The sequence below is a fragment of the Clostridium sp. AM49-4BH genome, from assembly GCF_003478335.1.
Classification (GTDB): domain Bacteria; phylum Bacillota; class Clostridia; order Lachnospirales; family Lachnospiraceae; genus Butyribacter.
The window spans coordinates 21,857-40,723 of the sequence record NZ_QUFB01000028.1; the positions used below are offsets into that span (position 1 = coordinate 21,857).

Below are 18,867 nucleotides of genomic sequence, written 5' to 3' on the forward strand. Positions count from 1 at the left end.
ATAAGTTAGCAGAGACTAACTTAAAAGGAGGGAACGGTCATGCGAATAGAAACCTGGGAAATCATGCAGAATGCAGATTTGGATGAGATAGAATTGCAATTGGCGTTTCAGTGTGCACCGCTTATTACCGGTTTGAAGGTGTCTAATCTGTTTCAGATTGACAGTAGACATTATAAAAGATTATGTGAAATATTGGATAAAAGTAATTTTTCATTTTGCGGTTTGGGCGGAAGAAATGGGTCGGTGTCGTTGCTGATCTATCAAAAAGAATGGCTGGAGCAGTTTTTACAGCAAGAGGAGGTGCGGATATTGATGCATCGTTTGGGCTATAGGGATCTGCACTTGGAGCGGGTATTGACCAAGTTTCGCAGCAGATATATCCGATATATGCAAAAAAAACAGCAGTTCCCGCACGAGATGGGAGTACTGCTCGGATATCCGCCGGAGGATGTGGAAGGCTTTATTATATACGAAGGAAAGAACTCTTTGTGTGAGGGGTATTGGAAAGTGTATGCAGAACCGCAAAAGAAGCTTCGGTTGTTTGCACAATATGATAAAGCAAGAGAGTGGCTTTTGGATCTGCTGTATTGTGGCGTTGGGATGGAGGATATTGTAGGGGTAGCTCTTGATGCGGAAAGCAGAGCAATTTCGCAGGATTATCTTTTTGCTTCGTGAGATCGGGGCAAGATCCGGGAATGCACTGTGATTCTGTATCGTTACAAATAATATAGGCGAAGAAACTTCGCGGTATAAATATGGTGCCTGATATTCAGCAAAACGAGATTGCGGGATAACAGGAACATAAAAGAATGGAGGATTATTATGAGCAAAGTATCAATTGTGTACTGGACACAAGGTGGCAACACACAGGCTATGGCAGAGGCAATCGGTGAGGGTGTTACGGCAGCCGGTGGTGAGGCGGATGTTGTATTTGTCAGCGATGCTAATATTGCAGATTTAAAAGCAGAGGGTGCATTTGCATTGGGATGTCCGGCGATGGGCGCTGAGGTGCTTGAGGAAATGGAGATGGAACCTTTTGTTCAGGATGTTGAGAGGTTTGCCAATGGCAAAAAGATCGCGTTATTTGGTTCTTATGGATGGGGAGATGGTCAGTGGATGCGCGACTGGGAAGACCGCATGACCGCTGCCGGAGCAACACTGGTTGGCGGTGAAGGCGTGATCTGTCAGGAAGCGCCGGATGAGGCTGCATTACAAAACTGCATCGAGATTGGTAAACAGCTTGTGAACGCATAAGTTTAGATGTATCATTTTGTGGCAAAAGCATTCTGGGAGCATTTTGTCATGAAATTATTATATGGATTCTTTTGATTTAAGTCTAAAAGCGGTCTTGTTGATAAAATATATCAATAAGGCCGCTTTTGGCTGGAAATTCAAAAAATCGTAATGTATAATACTTTTTTGAGAATTCTCTACAATAGATCATAACAGAAGCGCACGGTTTTGTGATGCTTCGGAAATGGAGGAAGCATATGTTAGATTGTTTAAAAAAAGTGGATGGTAAAAAATTAGGAGTGTTTGCAGCCGGTGTAGCATTTGGTACTGCAGGTATCAAAGTATTATCCAGCAAAGATGCAAAGAAGCTTTATACAAATTGTACAGCAGCCGTTCTTCGTGCTAAGGAGTGTGTGTTAAAGACAGCAACGAAAGTGCAGGAGAATGCCGAGGATATTTATGCAGAGGCACAGCAGATCAATGAGGACCGTGCGGAAGCAGAAGAGGTTCTTGGTGAGGAAGAGACTGTAGAAGCGGAAACAACAGAAGAATAATTAACGCTGCACCTGTGGACGGGGTCGCTGTCTACAGGTGTTTTGTCGTTTATTGTCCGGGTGTGCTCTGTGCAGAGATGCCCGGACAGAGTTTTAATTAGAATACCGGTTTCAATGGTTAGAAAGGCATGAATAATTATGAAGTTTGTCATTAAACATGAGATAAGAGGTCGTATTCGAGTACATCTGATCGGAAAAGCAATGAGTTTTGCGCAGGCAGACACGTTGCAATATCAATTTGAGCAGATGAAAGATGTAACGGCGGTCAAGGTACAGGAACGTACTATGGACGTTACGATCTGTTATATAGGAAGCCGTAAACATATTATTACGGCATTAGGACAGTTTTCTTATGATAAGGTGGAAGTGCCGGAGGTGTATCTCAAAAATTCAGGACGGGAAATGAATCGTTTTTATTGGGATAAATTGGTTGATCAGACGGTAGTACATTTTGTAAACAAGATATTTTTGCCGGCACCGTTACGGGCTGGGATCGCTACTGTGAGATCGGTCAAATATATTGTGCAAGGTGTTAAGACTTTGGCTAAAAGAAAAATAGAAGTACCGGTGTTGGATGCAACGGCGATCAGTGTGTCTTTAATACGAGGTGATTATAAGACGGCGGGCGCTGTCATGTTTTTACTTAGTATGGGCGAGATCTTAGAGGAATGGACGCACAAAAAATCAGTCGGAGATCTGGCACGAAGTCTGTCCCTCAATATTGATAAAGTATGGCTTGTTACCGATGATACGGAAGTGCAGGTGTCGGCTGCACAGATTAAGGAGGGCGACCGGATTCGTGTACATATGGGAGCTGTTATTCCGTTTGATGGCATTGTGATGGAGGGAGAAGCGTTAGTCAATCAGGCGTCGCTTACCGGAGAGTCGCTGCCGGTGCGTAAGGCGGCAGAAAGTCCTGTTTATGCGGGTACCGTTGTTGAAGAAGGAGAGATTACTCTTTTGGTCAAAGAAAGTACCGGATCCAGCAAATACGAAAAGATCATGACGATGATCGAGGATTCCGAGAAGCTTAAGTCGTCCTTGGAAGGCAAAGCGGAGCACTTAGCTGACCGACTGGTACCATATACGTTTTTGGGTACCGGCCTTACGTTGGCATTGACTCGTAATACTGTGAAAGCGTTGTCAGTATTGATGGTTGATTTTTCCTGTGCATTGAAATTGGCAATGCCGTTGTCGGTACTGTCGGCGATCCGTGAATCCAGTGCACATGATATTACTGTGAAAGGCGGTAAATTCTTAGAGGCAGTTGCGGAAGCCGATACGATCGTGTTTGATAAGACAGGAACGCTCACTAAGGCACAGCCTACGGTAGTTGAGGTGATTCCGTTTGACGATAGAAGCCCTGATGAGCCGCTTCGTATTGCAGCCTGTTTAGAAGAGCATTTCCCACATTCTATGGCAACGGCAGTTGTTGTTGAGGCAATGAAACGCGGTCTTGTTCATGAAGAACTGCACACGAAAGTAGAATATATCGTGGCACATGGTATTTCCTCTACGATCAATGACAAGAAGATCATTATCGGAAGTCATCATTTTGTCTTTGAAGATGAGGGCGCTGTCGTTCCGGAGGATAAGAAGGAACAGTTTGAGCAGCTTCCGGAGCAATATTCTCATTTGTACATGGCGATGGATGGTAAGTTGGTTGCCGTGATCTGTATCGAAGATCCACTGCGAGTTGAGACAGCTGAGGTGATCCGTGAATAAAACATCTTGGTATTCATAAGGTTGTGATGATGACTGGTGACAGTGACCGCATTGCTGCTAATATTGCTCAAAAGGCTGGTGTTGATGCGTATTATTCGGAAGTGCTTCCGGAGGATAAGGCTAATTTTGTGGAGCAGGAAAAGAAAGCAGGACATAAGGTTATCATGGTTGGTGATGGGATTAATGATTCTCCGGCATTGTCGGCGGCTGATGTAGGCATTGCGATCAGTGATGGCGCGGAAATTGCCAGAGAGATTGCAGATGTTACGATCGCAGCAGATGACTTGCGTGAGATCATTACACTCAAGAAAATCAGCAATGCTTTGATGAAGCGTATTGACAGAAATTATAAAGTTATTGTAGGATTTAATACAGCACTTATTTTGTTCGGCGTTGGTGGTGTACTTCAGCCAACAATGTCGGCATTATTACACAATACGTCGACCATATTGATCAGTCTGAAGAGCATGGAAAACTTGTTGGAAGAGTAAGATATCATCTGAGAGGGGTATTGTAACAAGAATTAGGAGGAGTTTATGAAAGATATCAAGAAACCGGAGTTTATGCTGGAAGCGATGCGAGGACGGAGAGGGTTTATCGCCGTGCTTGAGATATTGATCGCGATTGTAGTCTTTGTGGTCAGTTCGATCGCAATGTCCATTGGTACGATTCCTTTAATGATCGGTTATTTCGTGAGTGATCCGGAGTTTATGAAAACGGCACAGTCTGTCGCGGACGGATCGATGGATTCGCTGCAATATATGCAGAAAATGCAGGACTATGCACTTCATTTGCCGGATTGGATGACCATTGCAACACTTTTATTAGAAATCCTGATGATTGCGGTTGTTTTTGTCTATTGCCGTTTTTTGGAGAAGAGAAAGATCCGTACATTAGGATTTCGTAAGAAGGGAATAGTTCCACAGTATTTGAAGGGTGCTGTGGCTGGAGCACTATTTTTTAGCGTAGCATATTTGATCTGTGTTCTAACAGGAAGTATTCATGTAGAAGGATTGGTGACCAATATGGCACCTCTGGGGATTCTTGGTTACCTTGTTGGATATTTGGTACAGGGCATGGCAGAAGAGGTGCTTTGCCGCGGCTATCTGTTTGTATCGTTGTCGAGAAGACATTCCGTCGTGTATTCGGCAGTGCTCAGTGCACTGTTCTTTGCTATGTTACATGGTGCCAATTCCGGCTTGACGCCACTTGCGGTATTTAACTTATTCCTGTTTGGTATTTTCGCAGCACTGTTGTTGGTAAAATGTGAAAATATCTGGGTTGTTGGTGCGTTCCACAGTTTGTGGAATTTTGCACAGGGGAATATTTATGGCATTCAGGTCAGCGGTAATTCTCTTCAGCCGGCAATCTTAAACAGCAGCAACGTGAAGGGACATGGTTTGATCAACGGTGCAGGCTTTGGCTTAGAAGGTGGTCTTGGCGTGACGCTTGTACTTGGTCTTGGTATTGTCTATTTGGTGTACAACTTGAACAAACAGGGCAAGATCGTGGAATGGGAAGGATTCCGGCCGGTCGGAGAGAATTATAATAACGATATGCCGAGCGGACAGAATTATGCAGGTCCACAGTATAACGGAAATCAGCAGGATTATGCAGGTCCACAGTACAACGGAAATGAGCAGAGTTATGCAGGTCCACAGTATGGCAGAGAAGAGCAGGATTACGCCGGTTCGCAATATAATGGAAATGAACAGAGTTACAATGGTTCATCATATAACAGCGATCAGGAAGCTTTTGCCAGACCGCAGGAAGAAGCACAGTTTGGTAAGAGTACAGAAGGCTATGAAAATATGGGCGTAGCACCGGGGCAGACACCTTGGCATCCGGAAACGCCAGAGCAGCAAATGTCCGATGAAAAGACATTTAATGCAGACTATTTTAAGGAATAGACGAGATAAAAAAAGCAAAGCGCTGGCTTTGCAAGAATTGCTAAAGCAATTCTTGGTAACATCACACTATATAACAGCAATTTCCTATTAAGTGAAATAAGAGGCATGTATGAATGGTATTCGTACATGCCTCTTTTGTTACTTTATAGGAAACTACTCTTTCTCAGGTTGTTTCAAGTTTTTTGCGGCTGTTGAGAGCATCAATTTGATTCGGTTTAACTGGTTCACTTCGCTGGCACCCGGATCGTAATCAACAGCAACAATATTGGAATCCGGATAGCAGTGACGTAATTCTTTGATAACACCCTTGCCGACAACGTGGTTTGGCAGACAGCCAAAAGGCTGTGTACAAACAATATTTGGAACACCGGAATGGATCAATTCGATCATCTCACCGGTTAAGAACCAGCCCTCACCGGTCTGGTTACCACAGGAAACGATCGGTGAAGCATATTCTGCAAGTTTGGCGATTGGAACCGGTGGGTCAAAGCGTTTACTCTCTGTCAGGGCATCGTGCATCGTCTTGCGATAATGTTCAATAAAACGGATCGCAGCGTTGTTGATCAAAGCACTGGATTTCTTTTTGCCTAAATAATCCGCCTTAAAGTTTGCATTGTAAAGACTGTACATAAAGAAATCGATCAGATCCGGACATACTGCCTCGGCACCTTCAGACTCCAATAATTCGACTAAGAAGTTATTGGCAAGTGGAAGGAATTTAACTAAAATCTCGCCGACAATACCAACACGCGGTTTCTTTACATCCAGCAATGGAAGTTCATCAAATTCTTTCACAATGCCGCGGATATTTTTCTTAAATTCGCTGTGTTTTCCGTTTTGAACGGATTTTTGTGCGATCTTCATCCATTTTTCATGCAATGCATTGGCAGATCCCGGAACTGCCTCATAAGGACGTGTTTTGTAGAGGACACGCATAAATACATCGCCGTAGATCAATGCCTGTAATGCACGGTCAGCCATCTTGTAGTTGATGTCTAATCCCGGATTCTTTTCAATGCCGGCGCTCATGGAAATGACAGGAATCTGCTCCATGCCTGCTTTTTCCAAAGCACGACGGATAAATCCAATATAGTTGGTTGCACGACATCCACCACCGGTCTGCGTAATGATCAACGCTACTTTGTTAAGATCATATTTGCCGGAAAGCAATGCCTGCATAAACTGTCCGACAACGAGCAGGGATGGATAACATGCATCGTTGTTTACATACTTTAATCCGTAATCCAGGCACTCGCCGGTGCTAGGTAATACTTCCAAATTGTATCCGCAGGATGCCAGTGCCGGTTCGAGAATATCGAAATGGATCGGAGACATCTGTGGAACAAGGATCGTATAATCTTTACGCATTTGTTCTGTAAAGACTACGCGGTGGTGTGCAGTATCTTTTTTGACCGGTTTGATCTGCTTGCGCTCGCGTTCACGAACAGCGGCGAGCAGAGAGCGGATACGAATACGTGCAGCACCTAAGTTATTAACTTCGTCAATCTTTAATACCGTATAGATCTTATTCTGCAGCGTCAGTATATCGCTGACCTGATCGGTCGTTACCGCATCCAGTCCGCAGCCGAATGAGTTGAGCTGGATCAGATCTAAGTCGGAACGGGTTGCTACATAAGAGGCCGCTTTGTATAGACGGGAATGATACATCCACTGATCCATAACGATCGTAGGACGATCTACGTTGCCGAGTTCGGATACACTGTCTTCAGTCAATACGGCAACACCGAAAGAGGTGATCAGTTCCGGAATACCGTGATTGATCTCCGGATCGGTGTGATATGGTCTACCGGCGAGCACGATACCGTGGCAGCCGTTTTCTTCCATATAAGCGAGTACTTCTCGTCCTTTGGCGGACATATCATCACGTACATGCTGCATTTCTTTCCATCCTGCAGCAGCCGCACGGCGGATTTCCTCTTTGGAAATGCCGTTTTCTTCCGTGAAGTATTCTACCAGACGTTTTGTTAATATTTTTTCACTTTCAAACGACAGGAACGGGTTTTGATATTTGATCTTGCCATCCTGCAGTTCTTCGACATTATTTTTGATGTTTTCACCATAAGAGGTGACGATCGGGCAGTTGTAATGGTTGCCGGCACCCTCTACCTCACAGCGTTCATATGGCACGCAAGGATAGAAAATGTAATCGAGTCCCTGCTTGATCAGCCAAGATACATGCCCATGCGCAAGTTTTGCCGGATAACATTCGGATTCGCTTGGAATGGACTCAATACCCAGTTCATAGATTTTACGGCTGGACTCCGGAGAGAGTACCACACGATAGCCAAGTTCGGTAAAGAAGGTAAACCAAAACGGATAATTTTCGTACATATTCAGTACACGTGGAATACCGACCGTACCGCGCACGGCGTGCTCTTCATCCAATGGTTTATAGTGAGCGAAGAGTCGTTTGTTCTTGTATTCAAAAAGGTTTGGAATATTCTTCTTGTTTTTCTGACCGCCAATACCACGTTCACAACGGTTGCCGGAAATAAACTGTCTGCCGCCGGTAAAACGATTGATCGTGAGAAGGCAGTGGTTGGTACAGCCCTTGCAGCGAGACATGGACGTTTCGAAACGAAGCTCGTTGATCTGGTCGATCGTGAGCATCGTGCTTTCCTGTCCGGTATAATGATCTCTGGCAATGAGTGCGGCACCAAACGCACCCATGATACCGGCGATATCCGGACGTACGGCTTTGCAGCCGGAAATGCGCTCAAAGCTTCGCAGTACCGCATCGTTATAGAAAGTACCACCTTGAACAACGACTTTTTCCCCGAGATCTTTTGGATCCGTCAGCTTGATTACTTTTAACAAAGCATTTTTGATAACGGAATAAGCAAGTCCGGCAGAAATATCTGCAACGCTGGCACCTTCCTTCTGAGCCTGCTTTACTTTGGAATTCATAAATACGGTACAGCGGGATCCAAGATCGATCGGATTCTCGGCAAACAACGCAACTTTCGCAAAATCAGCGACCTCGTAATTGAGAGATTTTGCAAAGGTTTCGATAAAGGAACCACAGCCGGAGGAACAAGCCTCGTTTAACTGAACTTTATCAACGGAGTGGTTTTTGATCTTGATGCATTTCATATCCTGACCACCGATATCCAAGATACAGTCTACTTCCGGTTCAAAGAACGCAGCAGCATTGTAGTGTGCTACCGTTTCTACTTCACCCTCGTCCAAAAGGAGCGCAGCCTTTAACAGTGCTTCGCCATATCCGGTAGAGCAGGATCGAACGATCTGTGCTCCAGCCGGCATTTTACTGTAAATATCTTTGATCGCCTTGATCGCTGTTTTCAGCGGGCTTCCGTTGTTGTTGCTGTAAAATGAGTACAGCAGGGAACCGTCTTCGCCGATCACAGCTACCTTTGTTGTAGTAGAACCGGCATCGATCCCTAAGAATAAATTGCCTTTATAACTTGCAAAATCGCCTTTCTTTACATCATTTTGCGAATGCTTTTGCAAGAAATCATCGTATTCTGCCTGATCCTTAAAAAGAGGCTCCATACGGGTTACTTCAAATTCCATCTTGATCTCTTGGGAAAGATCGGTGTGTAATTTGCCAAGGCTTGACATATCTTCTTCCTTGGCGTTCATTGCTGCACCGGAGGCTGCAAACAGATGAGAATGTTCCGGAGCGATGATCTGGTCGCCTTCCAGACCGAGAGTACGGATAAATGCCTGCTTTAATTCGGTCAGGAAATGAAGCGGACCGCCTAAGAATGCAACATTACCGCGAATCGGTTTACCGCAGGCAAGACCACTGATCGTCTGATTGACCACTGCCTGAAAAATAGAGGCTGAGAGATCTTCTTTGGTTGCACCTTCGTTGATCAGAGGTTGAATATCCGTTTTGGCAAATACGCCGCATCGAGCTGCGATTGGGTAAATTGCTTTATAATTTTTAGCATATTCATTTAATCCGCTGGCATCCGTCTTCAATAAGGTAGCCATTTGGTCAATAAAGGACCCGGTACCACCGGCGCAGATTCCGTTCATACGCTGGTCGATACCACCGGTAAAATATATGATTTTAGCGTCTTCCCCGCCTAATTCGATGGCGACATCGGTGTGAGGGGCGTAATCTTTGAGTGATGTTGCAACTGCTACTACCTCCTGTACGAAAGGAACGTTCAGATATTTGGACAGCGTCAGTCCACCGGATCCGGTAATGACCGGAGCAACCGGCAGATCACCAAATTCATCATAGGCTTTTTCAATAATAGCAGCAAGAGTTTCCTGGATGTTGGCATAGTGCCGTTGATAATCGGAAAAAATAATTTCGCCATCTTTATTTAACAGCGCAATTTTTACGGTTGTGGAACCGATATCGATTCCCAATGTATTCATGTGTAATTTCATAAATACCCTCCATCTAGTATCTTGTATTACTCTTAGTTTCTAATGGTATGTCAGCAACGATAAATTATGAGTTTGTGCTTGATTTGCGAGGCACAAAAATTCGTCGCATTTTCCTATTATAATGCTATTATGAGAGGAATGCAATAAACATTTTTTGCTTTTGTGGAGTGAGATCCGGATCCGCGGCTGCGAGTAGAGTCACCATTTCACGGAAAGCAGAATATACTGTAGCAAATAAAGGCATAAGGTGAATACACCATGAATCATGAGTATTGTAATGGACATATGCATATGATAAAGAAAGGAGATACACTGTACGCTTTGAGCCGAAGATATCATGTCCCGCTGGAAGTGATGTTACGTGCCAATCCTTATGTAGATGTATATAATCTACAGCCGGGTGATACCGTTTGCATTCCGGGAAAGAAAGCAGATGGATGCAATATAGATCTGATCATGCCGCGGATGGGTAACGAACAGAAGGAGATGACACCGGACGTGCAGGAAAATATCGCAGAGACTTCCGTTGATGCTGACCGTTCCGAAGAAGATCAGGAGAGACAATCCCATGAAATGACGCGGGAGTTTGACACGACAGTTCCCTATGATGACAGGTATGTGACCGAGCAGGGAGATTCCCTACAGTCTTTCTTGCAGAGAATGAACGTTTCACTGAATGATTTTTTGGAGCAGAATGAGCCAGAGGACGTCATGCTGCTGCCAGGTATTGCATATCGTAAATAGCAGAGATGCAGCCTGTTGTAAATAGCATATTTTGTCGCAGGATACACCCGCTTGCGGACGGGGAATCCAATTGACAAAGAATACGCGTCACACTATAATGAAATGTACTATGGCGTTCTTTTCGATTGCTGTAAAAATACGCTGTAGTACATTTTTGAATTGCATGTAAAATATCCTGTGAACAGATGGACTTTTGCAGGGAAAATATCAGGCATAGAAAGGACAAGTATATGATACAATGGTTAAATAAGATGGAACGCAAATTTGGAAAGTATGCGATCCCTGACTTGACACGTTACGTAGTTGGTGCATATTGTCTCGGTGCTTTGTTAGAGATGCTGACAAATTTTGGGATAATACCGTTTGATATTTATTATAACTGGCTTTGTCTGGATATGAGCAAGGTGGCGCATGGACAAGTCTGGAGATTGTTTACGTATTTGCTGGAACCGTATGGCTTTAGCGGCAGCACGTCCTTTGTACTCAGCGTGTTGTTTTTGGTGATCCAGGTTAATCTGTTTTTCTTGTTTGGACGATCTTTGGAACGGGCCTGGGGAACGTTTCGATTTAACATGTATTTCTTTAGTGGTTATCTGTTAAATATTATTGCAGCACTGATCCTGTATTTATGTCCGTTTCATATTGCAATTTATGATTCCGGTTTTCAGTATGTTTACTGGGCGATGTTCTTTGCTTTTGCACTGATCCAGCCGGACACGGAGTTACTTTTGTATTTTGTGCTTCCGATCAAAGTAAAATGGCTTGCGCTATTGGATGCGATTTATATGTGCTATTTGATAGTGGGCAATTTTGTGGCAGGTTTTCGCATGATGGGAATGACAGCCGTGTATGGAGCACAGGCACAGGCGTATGGCTGGATGCATATTAGTCAGGCGTTTGCGGTTATCGTAGCAATGGGGAACTTCTTACTGTTCTTCTTCATGACGCGGGATTACAAGCGGATGTCATATGGAGAGCAGAGGAGACGAAGAGGTTTTAAGAAGAAGATGAAAGCAGCGGGTGCCGGACAGCGTATTGTGCATCGCTGTGCAATTTGTGGCAGGACTCAGGAGGAATTTCCGGATCTGGAATTTCGTTACTGCTCCAAATGTGAGGGCAATTATGAATATTGTGCGGATCATTTATTTACACATCAGCATGTCAAAAAATACATGTAATTATTTAGGAGGAAGGTTGAAATGACAGCAATTACAGTTATTGCTATTTTGGCTGCGGCCGCAACGATCTATGGCTTTGTTGCAATGGATTCGTGTGAGCGCATTAAAGTAGCACCAAAAGGAAAGAAGAAGAAATACCAGGTACAGGAGGTTCCGGAGACGGGTATTCTTTTTATGGTGATCATGGCGGTCGCATTGATCGTTCGCTATATTGCGGCAGCAAAATATTTTGGCAATGAAACGGATATGAACTGTTTTATCGCTTGGGGGGACATGATCTTTAAGGACGGGATTGGTAATTTTTATTCTTCAGATTCTTTTACAGACTATCCACCTGGATATATGTATATTCTGTATATGGTCGGTGCGATCCGTCATGTACTTGGGGTGGCTTGGAATTCTACGCTTAGCGTGATGCTTACTAAGACACCGGCGATCATTGCCGATCTGGCCACGGCTTACCTGCTGTTTCGCATTGCCGGAAAGCGTTGGACGCAGAAGGGTGCGGGAATTTTAACAGCAATCTATCTGTTTGCACCGGCGGTACTGCTCGATGGAGCGATCTGGGGACAGACAGATGCAGTATTTACCTTTTTCGTTGTATTAATGATCTATTTGGTGACAGAGCGTAAGCTGATCCCGTCGTATTTTGTATTTGCGGTTGCAGTATTGGTAAAACCGCAGTCTCTTATTTTTACACCGGTATTGATCTATGGCATTATCGATCAGGTGTTTTTGGACGGCTTTGACTGGAAGAATTTTTGGAAGAATCTGGGGCTTGGTCTGGCAGCGATTGCGATGATCGCCCTGCTGATGCTCCCGTTCGGATTTAAGGATGCGTTATCACAGTATACGGAGACATTGGCATCTTACAAATTTGCCAGTGTAAATGCTTATAATATTTGGACATTGTTTGGACAAAACTGGGCCGAACAGACGAAACACTTTATGGGGATCACGTATCAGACTTGGGGAACCATTTTTATTATTTTGATCGTGGCAGCAGCTACCTGGCTTCATTTCCGTGCAAAAAATAATCCGGCACGTTACTATTTTGTCGGGGCATTTATCGTAACAGGAATGTTTTTGCTGTCAGTTCGCATGCATGAGCGTTATGTGTATCCGGCGATCATTATGCTGTTATTTGCATTTGCGATGCGTCCGAAACGTGAGATTGCCTATTTATTTACCGGGTTGTCAGGAATGGCATTTTTCAATATGGCACATGTCGAGTTTGTGTATGATCTGAATAATTTTAACGCCAAGGAACCGGTGACCTTAGCAATTGCAGCCGGTATGGTGATCGTATTTGGCTACATGGTATATGTAGCGTTGACATGCTTTAACGGTTATTTGTCAGAGGGTGAGATCGCGCGTACTTCGACCGGACGGCCTGCACAGGCAGGACGTAAGAATACGCGTGCGAATAATGCACGTAACAATGTAAGCAAAAAGGAATCAGAGGGCAAGATCGCCCGTTCTGTAACGCTCAGCAAGATGACGAAAGTTGACTGGATCGCAATGGCAGTGATCACATTGATCTACGCAGTGGTAGCATTTGCGCGTCTGGGGAATATGTCGGCACCGGAAACAGCATATTCTGCTGTGAAAGAAGGAGCGATCGTTCTTGATTTCGGTGAAACTACCAACATTTCACAGTTATGGGATTATCTGGGGTATGAAAATAATCCGCACTATAACATTGAATACAGTAACAATAAGGATTCCGGTTATACAACATTTTCGACCGGTGTTACAGATGACAATGGTAATACGCAGAGCTATTGGGATGCAGGTTCTGTATTTTGCTGGAACAGTCTTACATTGAATGTTCAGGCAAGATATGTCAAAATTTCTCCGACGGAGGATAATTACGAGGATAGTCTGTTAGAGCTTGTGTTCTTGGATAGCAATGGTAAAAAATTGGAGCCTGTGAATCGAGATGAGTATAAGAATTTGTTTGATGAGCAGGATGAATTTGAGGGACGTGCCAGTGCAATGAACGGTACGTACTTTGATGAGATCTATCATGGACGTACGGCATACGAGATGATACATAAGCTGTACTGTTATGAAAACACGCATCCGCCACTTGGTAAAATATTCATCGCCTGCGGTGTACTCATGTTTGGAATGAATCCATTCGGATGGCGTTTTATGGGAACCTTATTCGGAGTATTTATGGTTCCGATCATTTATTTGTTTGCCAAACGTTTCTTCAACAAGGAATGGATCAGCATTGTGACGACGTTATTGTTTGCGTTTGACTTTATGCATTTCGTGCAGACAAGAATAGCGACGATCGATGTGTTTGTTACACTGTTTATTATGTTGTCGTATTACTTCATGTACTGCTATCTGCAGAAGAGTTTTTACGACACAAAGCTGCAAAAGACATTCATACCGCTTGGACTTTGCGGTGTTGCAATGGGGCTTAGCTGGGCCAGTAAGTGGACCGGAATTTATTCCTCGGTAGGTCTGTGTATATTGTTCTTCCTGCATATGTATCGCAGATACCGTGAATATGTCATTGCCTGCAAGACACCACGCGGTCAGACGAATGGTATTTCACATACGTATATTATTGATAATTTTAGCAGTTATTTTTGGAAGACGATTGGATTCTGTTGCGTCTTTTTTGTGGCAGTTCCGGCAATCATTTATATATTGTCTTATATTCCATTTAATGATGGAACAGACCATAACTTATTGACGCGCGTGATCAATGCACAGAAAACGATGTTCGATTATCATTCTGCTTTGAAAGCGGATCATCCGTATTCTTCCAAATGGTATGAGTGGCCGATCATGACAAGACCGATCTGGTATTATTCCGGAACGATTGGCAATCTGCGTGAGGGTATCAGTGCCTTTGGTAATCCACTTGTTTGGTGGGCCGGCATTCCGGCAGCGTTTTATATGCTGTATCTGCTGTGGAAAGATAAAGACCGTAAGGCCGGATTTTTGCTGATCGGGTATCTGTCGCAGTATGCACCTTGGTTCTTGGTAAGCCGTGTGGTATTTATTTATCATTATTTTCCAAGCGTACCTTTCGTTGCCGCTATGGTGGGATACAGTTTCTTTAAGCTGGCACAATGGAAACCAAAGATCAAACCGGCGATCTATGTCTATGTTGCCTGTGCGATCGGGTTATTTATCCTATTTTATCCGGTGTTGTCCGGGCTTGCGATCGATCCGGCATTTGCAACCAAGTATTTGAAATGGTTTGATAGTTGGGTATTGTTACAGACTTGGTAATTTGATCAGGAACAGGGTGGTAAAAATGTCATAAATTTGATGATCTGACAGAATATGGATGTCAGGTCATCACGGATAGAAAGGTAAAAATATGAGCAATAAGTTACGAGAGTGTGTCAATAAATTACATAGTAATAAAGAAGTTGGGGATCTGTTACCAGAATATCTGAAGCAGAGCATGATCCTTCATGATGGATATACAAGGATCAAATTGATGATGGAATATTACATGTTTTACGAGGTGGTCACAGAAGATATCAACCCATATATTGCGATGGCAAAGGAAATGATCACTTCTTTGAATGAGACAGTGGGACAGGCGATGTCTGATACATTGGATGATACACAGAGAAAACAGTTGGTCGATCATATTTTAGCAATGCGTACGGAAGTGATCGACCGTATGCAGGTGTTGACCGGATATGTGGACTGTTTTGTCGTATATGAATATATTTTAAACCGTATTCAATATCGGTTTGATGAGAAAGAAGTTTTGCCGGAAGACACTGCATTTGCGCAGGAGGTTATGAATTTTATCTTTGGTTCAAATGATAATGTGACGATCAATGATAATTTACGCGTGGTACTGGGACAGCTTCCGATGCGAATGACCCGTTCTCATTATTTTGATCTGATCAAAAACTGCATTTCCGTTTATAAGGGCAGTGAGATAGAATCATTGGAGGGATTTTTGTATATGTTCCGTACCAGTGCCATGTTGTATAAGCATCCTGCACAGGAACAGTATTTTACGGAATTTGCCGGTGTGCTTCAGGAATTGATGGAAGCAGACTACGAGCATATGGATCGCACATTATATGAATTGTATGCAGAAAAAGTACGAGTCAGTGCTTCAAAGCTCAATGATCTATCTGATCTGTATATGCAGATTGGACAGATTATCAATGGTGTGTATACGTTAGTGGTGACAGAACCTTATTGTGTTGATGAAGAGAAAATGACGGTAGTAGATGATGTGATCCGAGGCATCAATGCACTCTTTTTGGAAAAAGAGATTGATCTTTGGCAGAGGGAGGATCTTTTGACAGAAGAGGATCGCTTAAATTGGCTTGCCGAGAAGCTTCCTGCGGTTGAAGGCCAACAGGAAAAGTTATATCAGTCTGTTAATGTAGCGGAAGCGGCACTGGATGAACTATTGGAAGGACGAGCAGAGGAAATTGAGGCAGCAGGGCTTAGTGATGCTTTTATCAAACTGCATCATTTGTCTCAGCTTAATTCGAGCAGTGTCTTTGCACCATTGGAGAGTCAGGAATCAGCAGGGATCGTTACGGCAGAGATCGCAGAGCAGGAAACAGAAAAACTGCTCAGTGAACTGAAAGAGTTATTTCAAGGACGCAGCCGTATGTTTCGCCGTGCCATCATGGCCGCCACTGTGGAAAAATTACCAACCTTTTTCAAGAGTGCACAGGAGATCGCAGACTACATGATGAACGCACTGAACCAATGTGACGATGAAGCAGAAAAGTATGCATCCAAACAACTGATTCTCGAAATGATCCGGTAATCACACCCAACTTTGCATACCCACTATTGCTTTAGGCTCACATATTGCTGACATAATAAGCAATATGTGGTTCGATAGCGACTATAGGTATGTAAAGTTGGCGGAAGTATGATAAGTAGCAGTGCGGAAAGGCGGAGGTGTTATGATCTGGTGGGATGAGAAGTTGTATACCGATGATAAGGTGGCCAGACATCCGGCTCGATACCGGAAACGGGTCGAGAAAAAGGGGCTGCGTGGATGCTTTTGTGTAGTGCTGGGGCGTAATCCTGCGAACAGCCTGGAAATCTATGCGTCGAGAACGCTATGGTTCCGCTATGAAAAGGAATGCGGTGTACAAGTAGTGGGGCTGGCGGCCTCTTATGACAGTGCTGTGGAGCTGTTGCAGCAAATGATCACGGATGTCTATCGTGATCGAGGGAGCGTTGATTCCGATGCGATCCGTGCTTATTTTACGGGGAGGTGACAGACCGGGCGATGGAAAAGATCATATTATTGGTTTTGGTTACCATAGCAAAAGTGATAGGGATCCTTTTGGCGGTACTTGTTATCGTGGCACTGGCGATATTGTTTGCGGCAGTGCGTTACTGCGGAAAGATCTCGTTCGATGATAAAAAAGCACAGATCAGTATTCGATGGTTAGGTGTTGTGCTTCGTGTGCCAATCCTGATCACTGAAAAGGATCTGCAGTGGAAAGTCCGTGTTTTTGGCGTGCCGATCCTGCGCAGTGACGGCGCACATAAAAAACGCCGTTCTAAAAAGTCTTCTGCCCCAAAAGCACAGAAGCGAAAAGCTGAGAAGGCAGCCGAAACAGTTCAAAAAACACAGGGATCATCGAAACAGGAGAAGAAAGCGCTCTCTGTGAACTTGGAGAAGAGTCCGACAGCACCTGAACAAGAGAAGCAGATAGCACCTAAGCAGGCGACTGATCAAAGAGAAGAGCAATCGGCTTTTAGGCAGGCTGATGAAAGAGAGAAAAAGCCGCGGGGGATCCGACAGTTGTTTCTTTGGCTTCAAAATGTAATAAAGATTGTGCGAAAGATTAAGAAAAAAGTACATTCTGTGCAGGATCTGGTTGATATTTTGCGCAGTGATGCGGGAAAAGCATTTATTTGCATCGTCAAAGAGAATGTGATACATTTATGGAAACAAATACATCCGCGGCGTATGCGCGGTAAAGTAATATTTGGAACCGGAGATCCGTGCTCTACCGGTGAGCTGTTGGGAGTGCTCGCACTTTTTTATGCATGGTATGGGAACGGAGTACAGATCATTCCGGATTTTGAGCAGAAACGCATAGAGGGGAATGTTTCATTTCGTGGAAGAATCCGCATGATTACATTAATTTGTATTGCGTGGCGCATAATAAAAAATAAAGATGGCAGAAAGCTTCTACACGAATGGGAGAAGTGGAAGGAGGAAAAGTAAATGGCAGACAATTCTTTTAACGCAAATGTAGGATCCTTATTTCAGGGGATGGAAGGATTTATTACCGGAAAGACCGTTGTGGGTGATGCCGTGAAATTTGATGATGGAACGATCATTTTGCCACTGGTGGACGTTAGCTTTGGTGTGGCTGCAGGTGCTTTCGCAGAGCCGGGCAAGAAAGAAAACAGTGCCGGAGGTATGGGCGGAAAGATCCAGCCGAGTGCGATCTTAGTGATCCGCAATGGTGAGACGAAGCTTGTCAATGTAAAAAATCAGGATAGCATTACAAAAGTATTGGATATGGTTCCTGATCTTTTGGACAAATATGTTCCTTCCAAAAAGGAAAAAGCGCAAAAAGCAAAAAATTAAATTTTGTTCTTGCATTTCTGTTTAATTTTTGGTATTATGTTCATGTTGTGCTAATAACACTGACAGAAATGACAGGATAAATGAGACCATCAGGAATAAAGGTAAGGAGGTGCTTACGATGGCAAAGTGTGCAGTATGTGGAAAGAGTGTTCACTTCGGAAACAAGGTGAGTCATTCACATAGAAGAAGCAACAAGATGTGGAAGCCGAACATTAAGTCTGTTCGTGTAAAGGTGAATGGTGGAACCAAGAAAATGCCAGTATGTACAGGATGTTTACGTTCTGGAGCTGTAGAGCGTGCATAATCGCAATCACCTTTTATATGAGAATCCACAGGATCGGGATTATTCCCGGTCCTTTTTTCTTATTAATTCAAATTTCGCACATCCGAAGCTGCCATCTGGTCACATATTGCTTATTATGTCGATAGTTTAATTATTTTTTGCAGCCACCATATTGTGGGTTCTGCCATGAAGAAACTATAGCAATTGCCTTGCCGCAATTAGTTTTCACAGTGATTTCTAGATTTTGTTGTCTCTGATGTATGATTTACATGCC

At 43.8% G+C, this 18,867-nt stretch carries 13 protein-coding genes and 1 pseudogene; 13 read left to right on the forward strand and 1 reads right to left on the reverse strand.

The genetic code is table 11. The features are described from left to right. The first annotated feature begins 39 nt into the window (after positions 1 to 39). The 5 genes and pseudogenes from DW981_RS09105 to DW981_RS09125 all read left to right on the forward strand — a co-directional run bounded on the left by DW981_RS09105 (position 40) and on the right by DW981_RS09125 (position 5,422). A complete protein-coding gene (locus DW981_RS09105) occupies positions 40 to 675 on the forward strand; it encodes a DUF3793 family protein (RefSeq protein ID WP_118507491.1) in 636 nt (211 codons plus the stop codon). Between the two features lie 147 nt (positions 676 to 822). Beyond that, positions 823 to 1,254 (forward strand): flavodoxin, encoded by a 432-nt coding sequence (locus DW981_RS09110; RefSeq protein ID WP_118507492.1) that lies wholly within the window; start codon positions 823 to 825, stop codon positions 1,252 to 1,254. 236 nt (positions 1,255 to 1,490) lie between these two features. Next, positions 1,491 to 1,787, forward strand: a complete 297-nt coding sequence (locus DW981_RS09115; RefSeq protein WP_118507493.1) for a DUF6110 family protein — start codon at positions 1,491 to 1,493, stop codon at positions 1,785 to 1,787. A gap of 138 nt (positions 1,788 to 1,925) precedes the next feature. Then, positions 1,926 to 4,003: pseudogene (locus DW981_RS09120) on the forward strand (heavy metal translocating P-type ATPase). 45 nt (positions 4,004 to 4,048) lie between these two features. Continuing rightward, positions 4,049 to 5,422: a CPBP family intramembrane glutamic endopeptidase gene (locus DW981_RS09125; RefSeq protein WP_118507494.1), complete on the forward strand. Its 1,374-nt coding sequence runs from the start codon at positions 4,049 to 4,051 to the stop codon at positions 5,420 to 5,422. A 153-nt stretch (positions 5,423 to 5,575) separates the two neighbouring features. On the opposite strand, the gene DW981_RS09130 is transcribed toward DW981_RS09125, so the two are convergent. Continuing rightward, a complete protein-coding gene (locus DW981_RS09130) occupies positions 5,576 to 9,811 on the reverse strand; it encodes a 2-hydroxyacyl-CoA dehydratase (RefSeq protein WP_243034705.1) in 4,236 nt (1,411 codons plus the stop codon). Positions 9,812 to 10,102: 291 nt separating this feature from the next. On the opposite strand from DW981_RS09130, the gene DW981_RS15110 reads away from it, so the two are divergent. From DW981_RS15110 to rpmB, 8 genes are all read left to right on the forward strand, one after another. Further along, positions 10,103 to 10,555: a LysM domain-containing protein gene (locus DW981_RS15110; RefSeq protein ID WP_243034706.1), complete on the forward strand. Its 453-nt coding sequence runs from the start codon at positions 10,103 to 10,105 to the stop codon at positions 10,553 to 10,555. 230 nt (positions 10,556 to 10,785) lie between these two features. Next, positions 10,786 to 11,733, forward strand: a complete 948-nt coding sequence (locus DW981_RS09140) for a hypothetical protein (RefSeq protein WP_022024428.1) — start codon at positions 10,786 to 10,788, stop codon at positions 11,731 to 11,733. 21 nt (positions 11,734 to 11,754) lie between these two features. Further along, on the forward strand, positions 11,755 to 14,991 hold the full coding sequence (locus DW981_RS09145; RefSeq protein ID WP_118507495.1) for a phospholipid carrier-dependent glycosyltransferase: 3,237 nt from the start codon (positions 11,755 to 11,757) through the stop codon (positions 14,989 to 14,991). Between the two features lie 91 nt (positions 14,992 to 15,082). Further along, positions 15,083 to 16,516: a hypothetical protein gene (locus DW981_RS09150; protein ID WP_118507496.1), complete on the forward strand. Its 1,434-nt coding sequence runs from the start codon at positions 15,083 to 15,085 to the stop codon at positions 16,514 to 16,516. Between the two features lie 142 nt (positions 16,517 to 16,658). After that, positions 16,659 to 16,979 (forward strand): hypothetical protein, encoded by a 321-nt coding sequence (locus tag DW981_RS09155; protein ID WP_022024431.1) that lies wholly within the window; start codon positions 16,659 to 16,661, stop codon positions 16,977 to 16,979. 11 nt (positions 16,980 to 16,990) lie between these two features. Next, positions 16,991 to 17,941, forward strand: a complete 951-nt coding sequence (locus tag DW981_RS09160; RefSeq protein ID WP_118507497.1) for a DUF2953 domain-containing protein — start codon at positions 16,991 to 16,993, stop codon at positions 17,939 to 17,941. After that, the gene (locus tag DW981_RS09165) at positions 17,942 to 18,310 is read left to right on the forward strand and encodes a GerW family sporulation protein (protein WP_118507498.1); all 369 of its coding nucleotides are present in this window, start codon (positions 17,942 to 17,944) and stop codon (positions 18,308 to 18,310) included. It abuts the gene before it with no gap. A gap of 118 nt (positions 18,311 to 18,428) precedes the next feature. Continuing rightward, the gene (rpmB, locus tag DW981_RS09170) at positions 18,429 to 18,614 is read left to right on the forward strand and encodes a 50S ribosomal protein L28 (protein ID WP_118507499.1); all 186 of its coding nucleotides are present in this window, start codon (positions 18,429 to 18,431) and stop codon (positions 18,612 to 18,614) included. Positions 18,615 to 18,867: the final 253 nt, after the last annotated feature.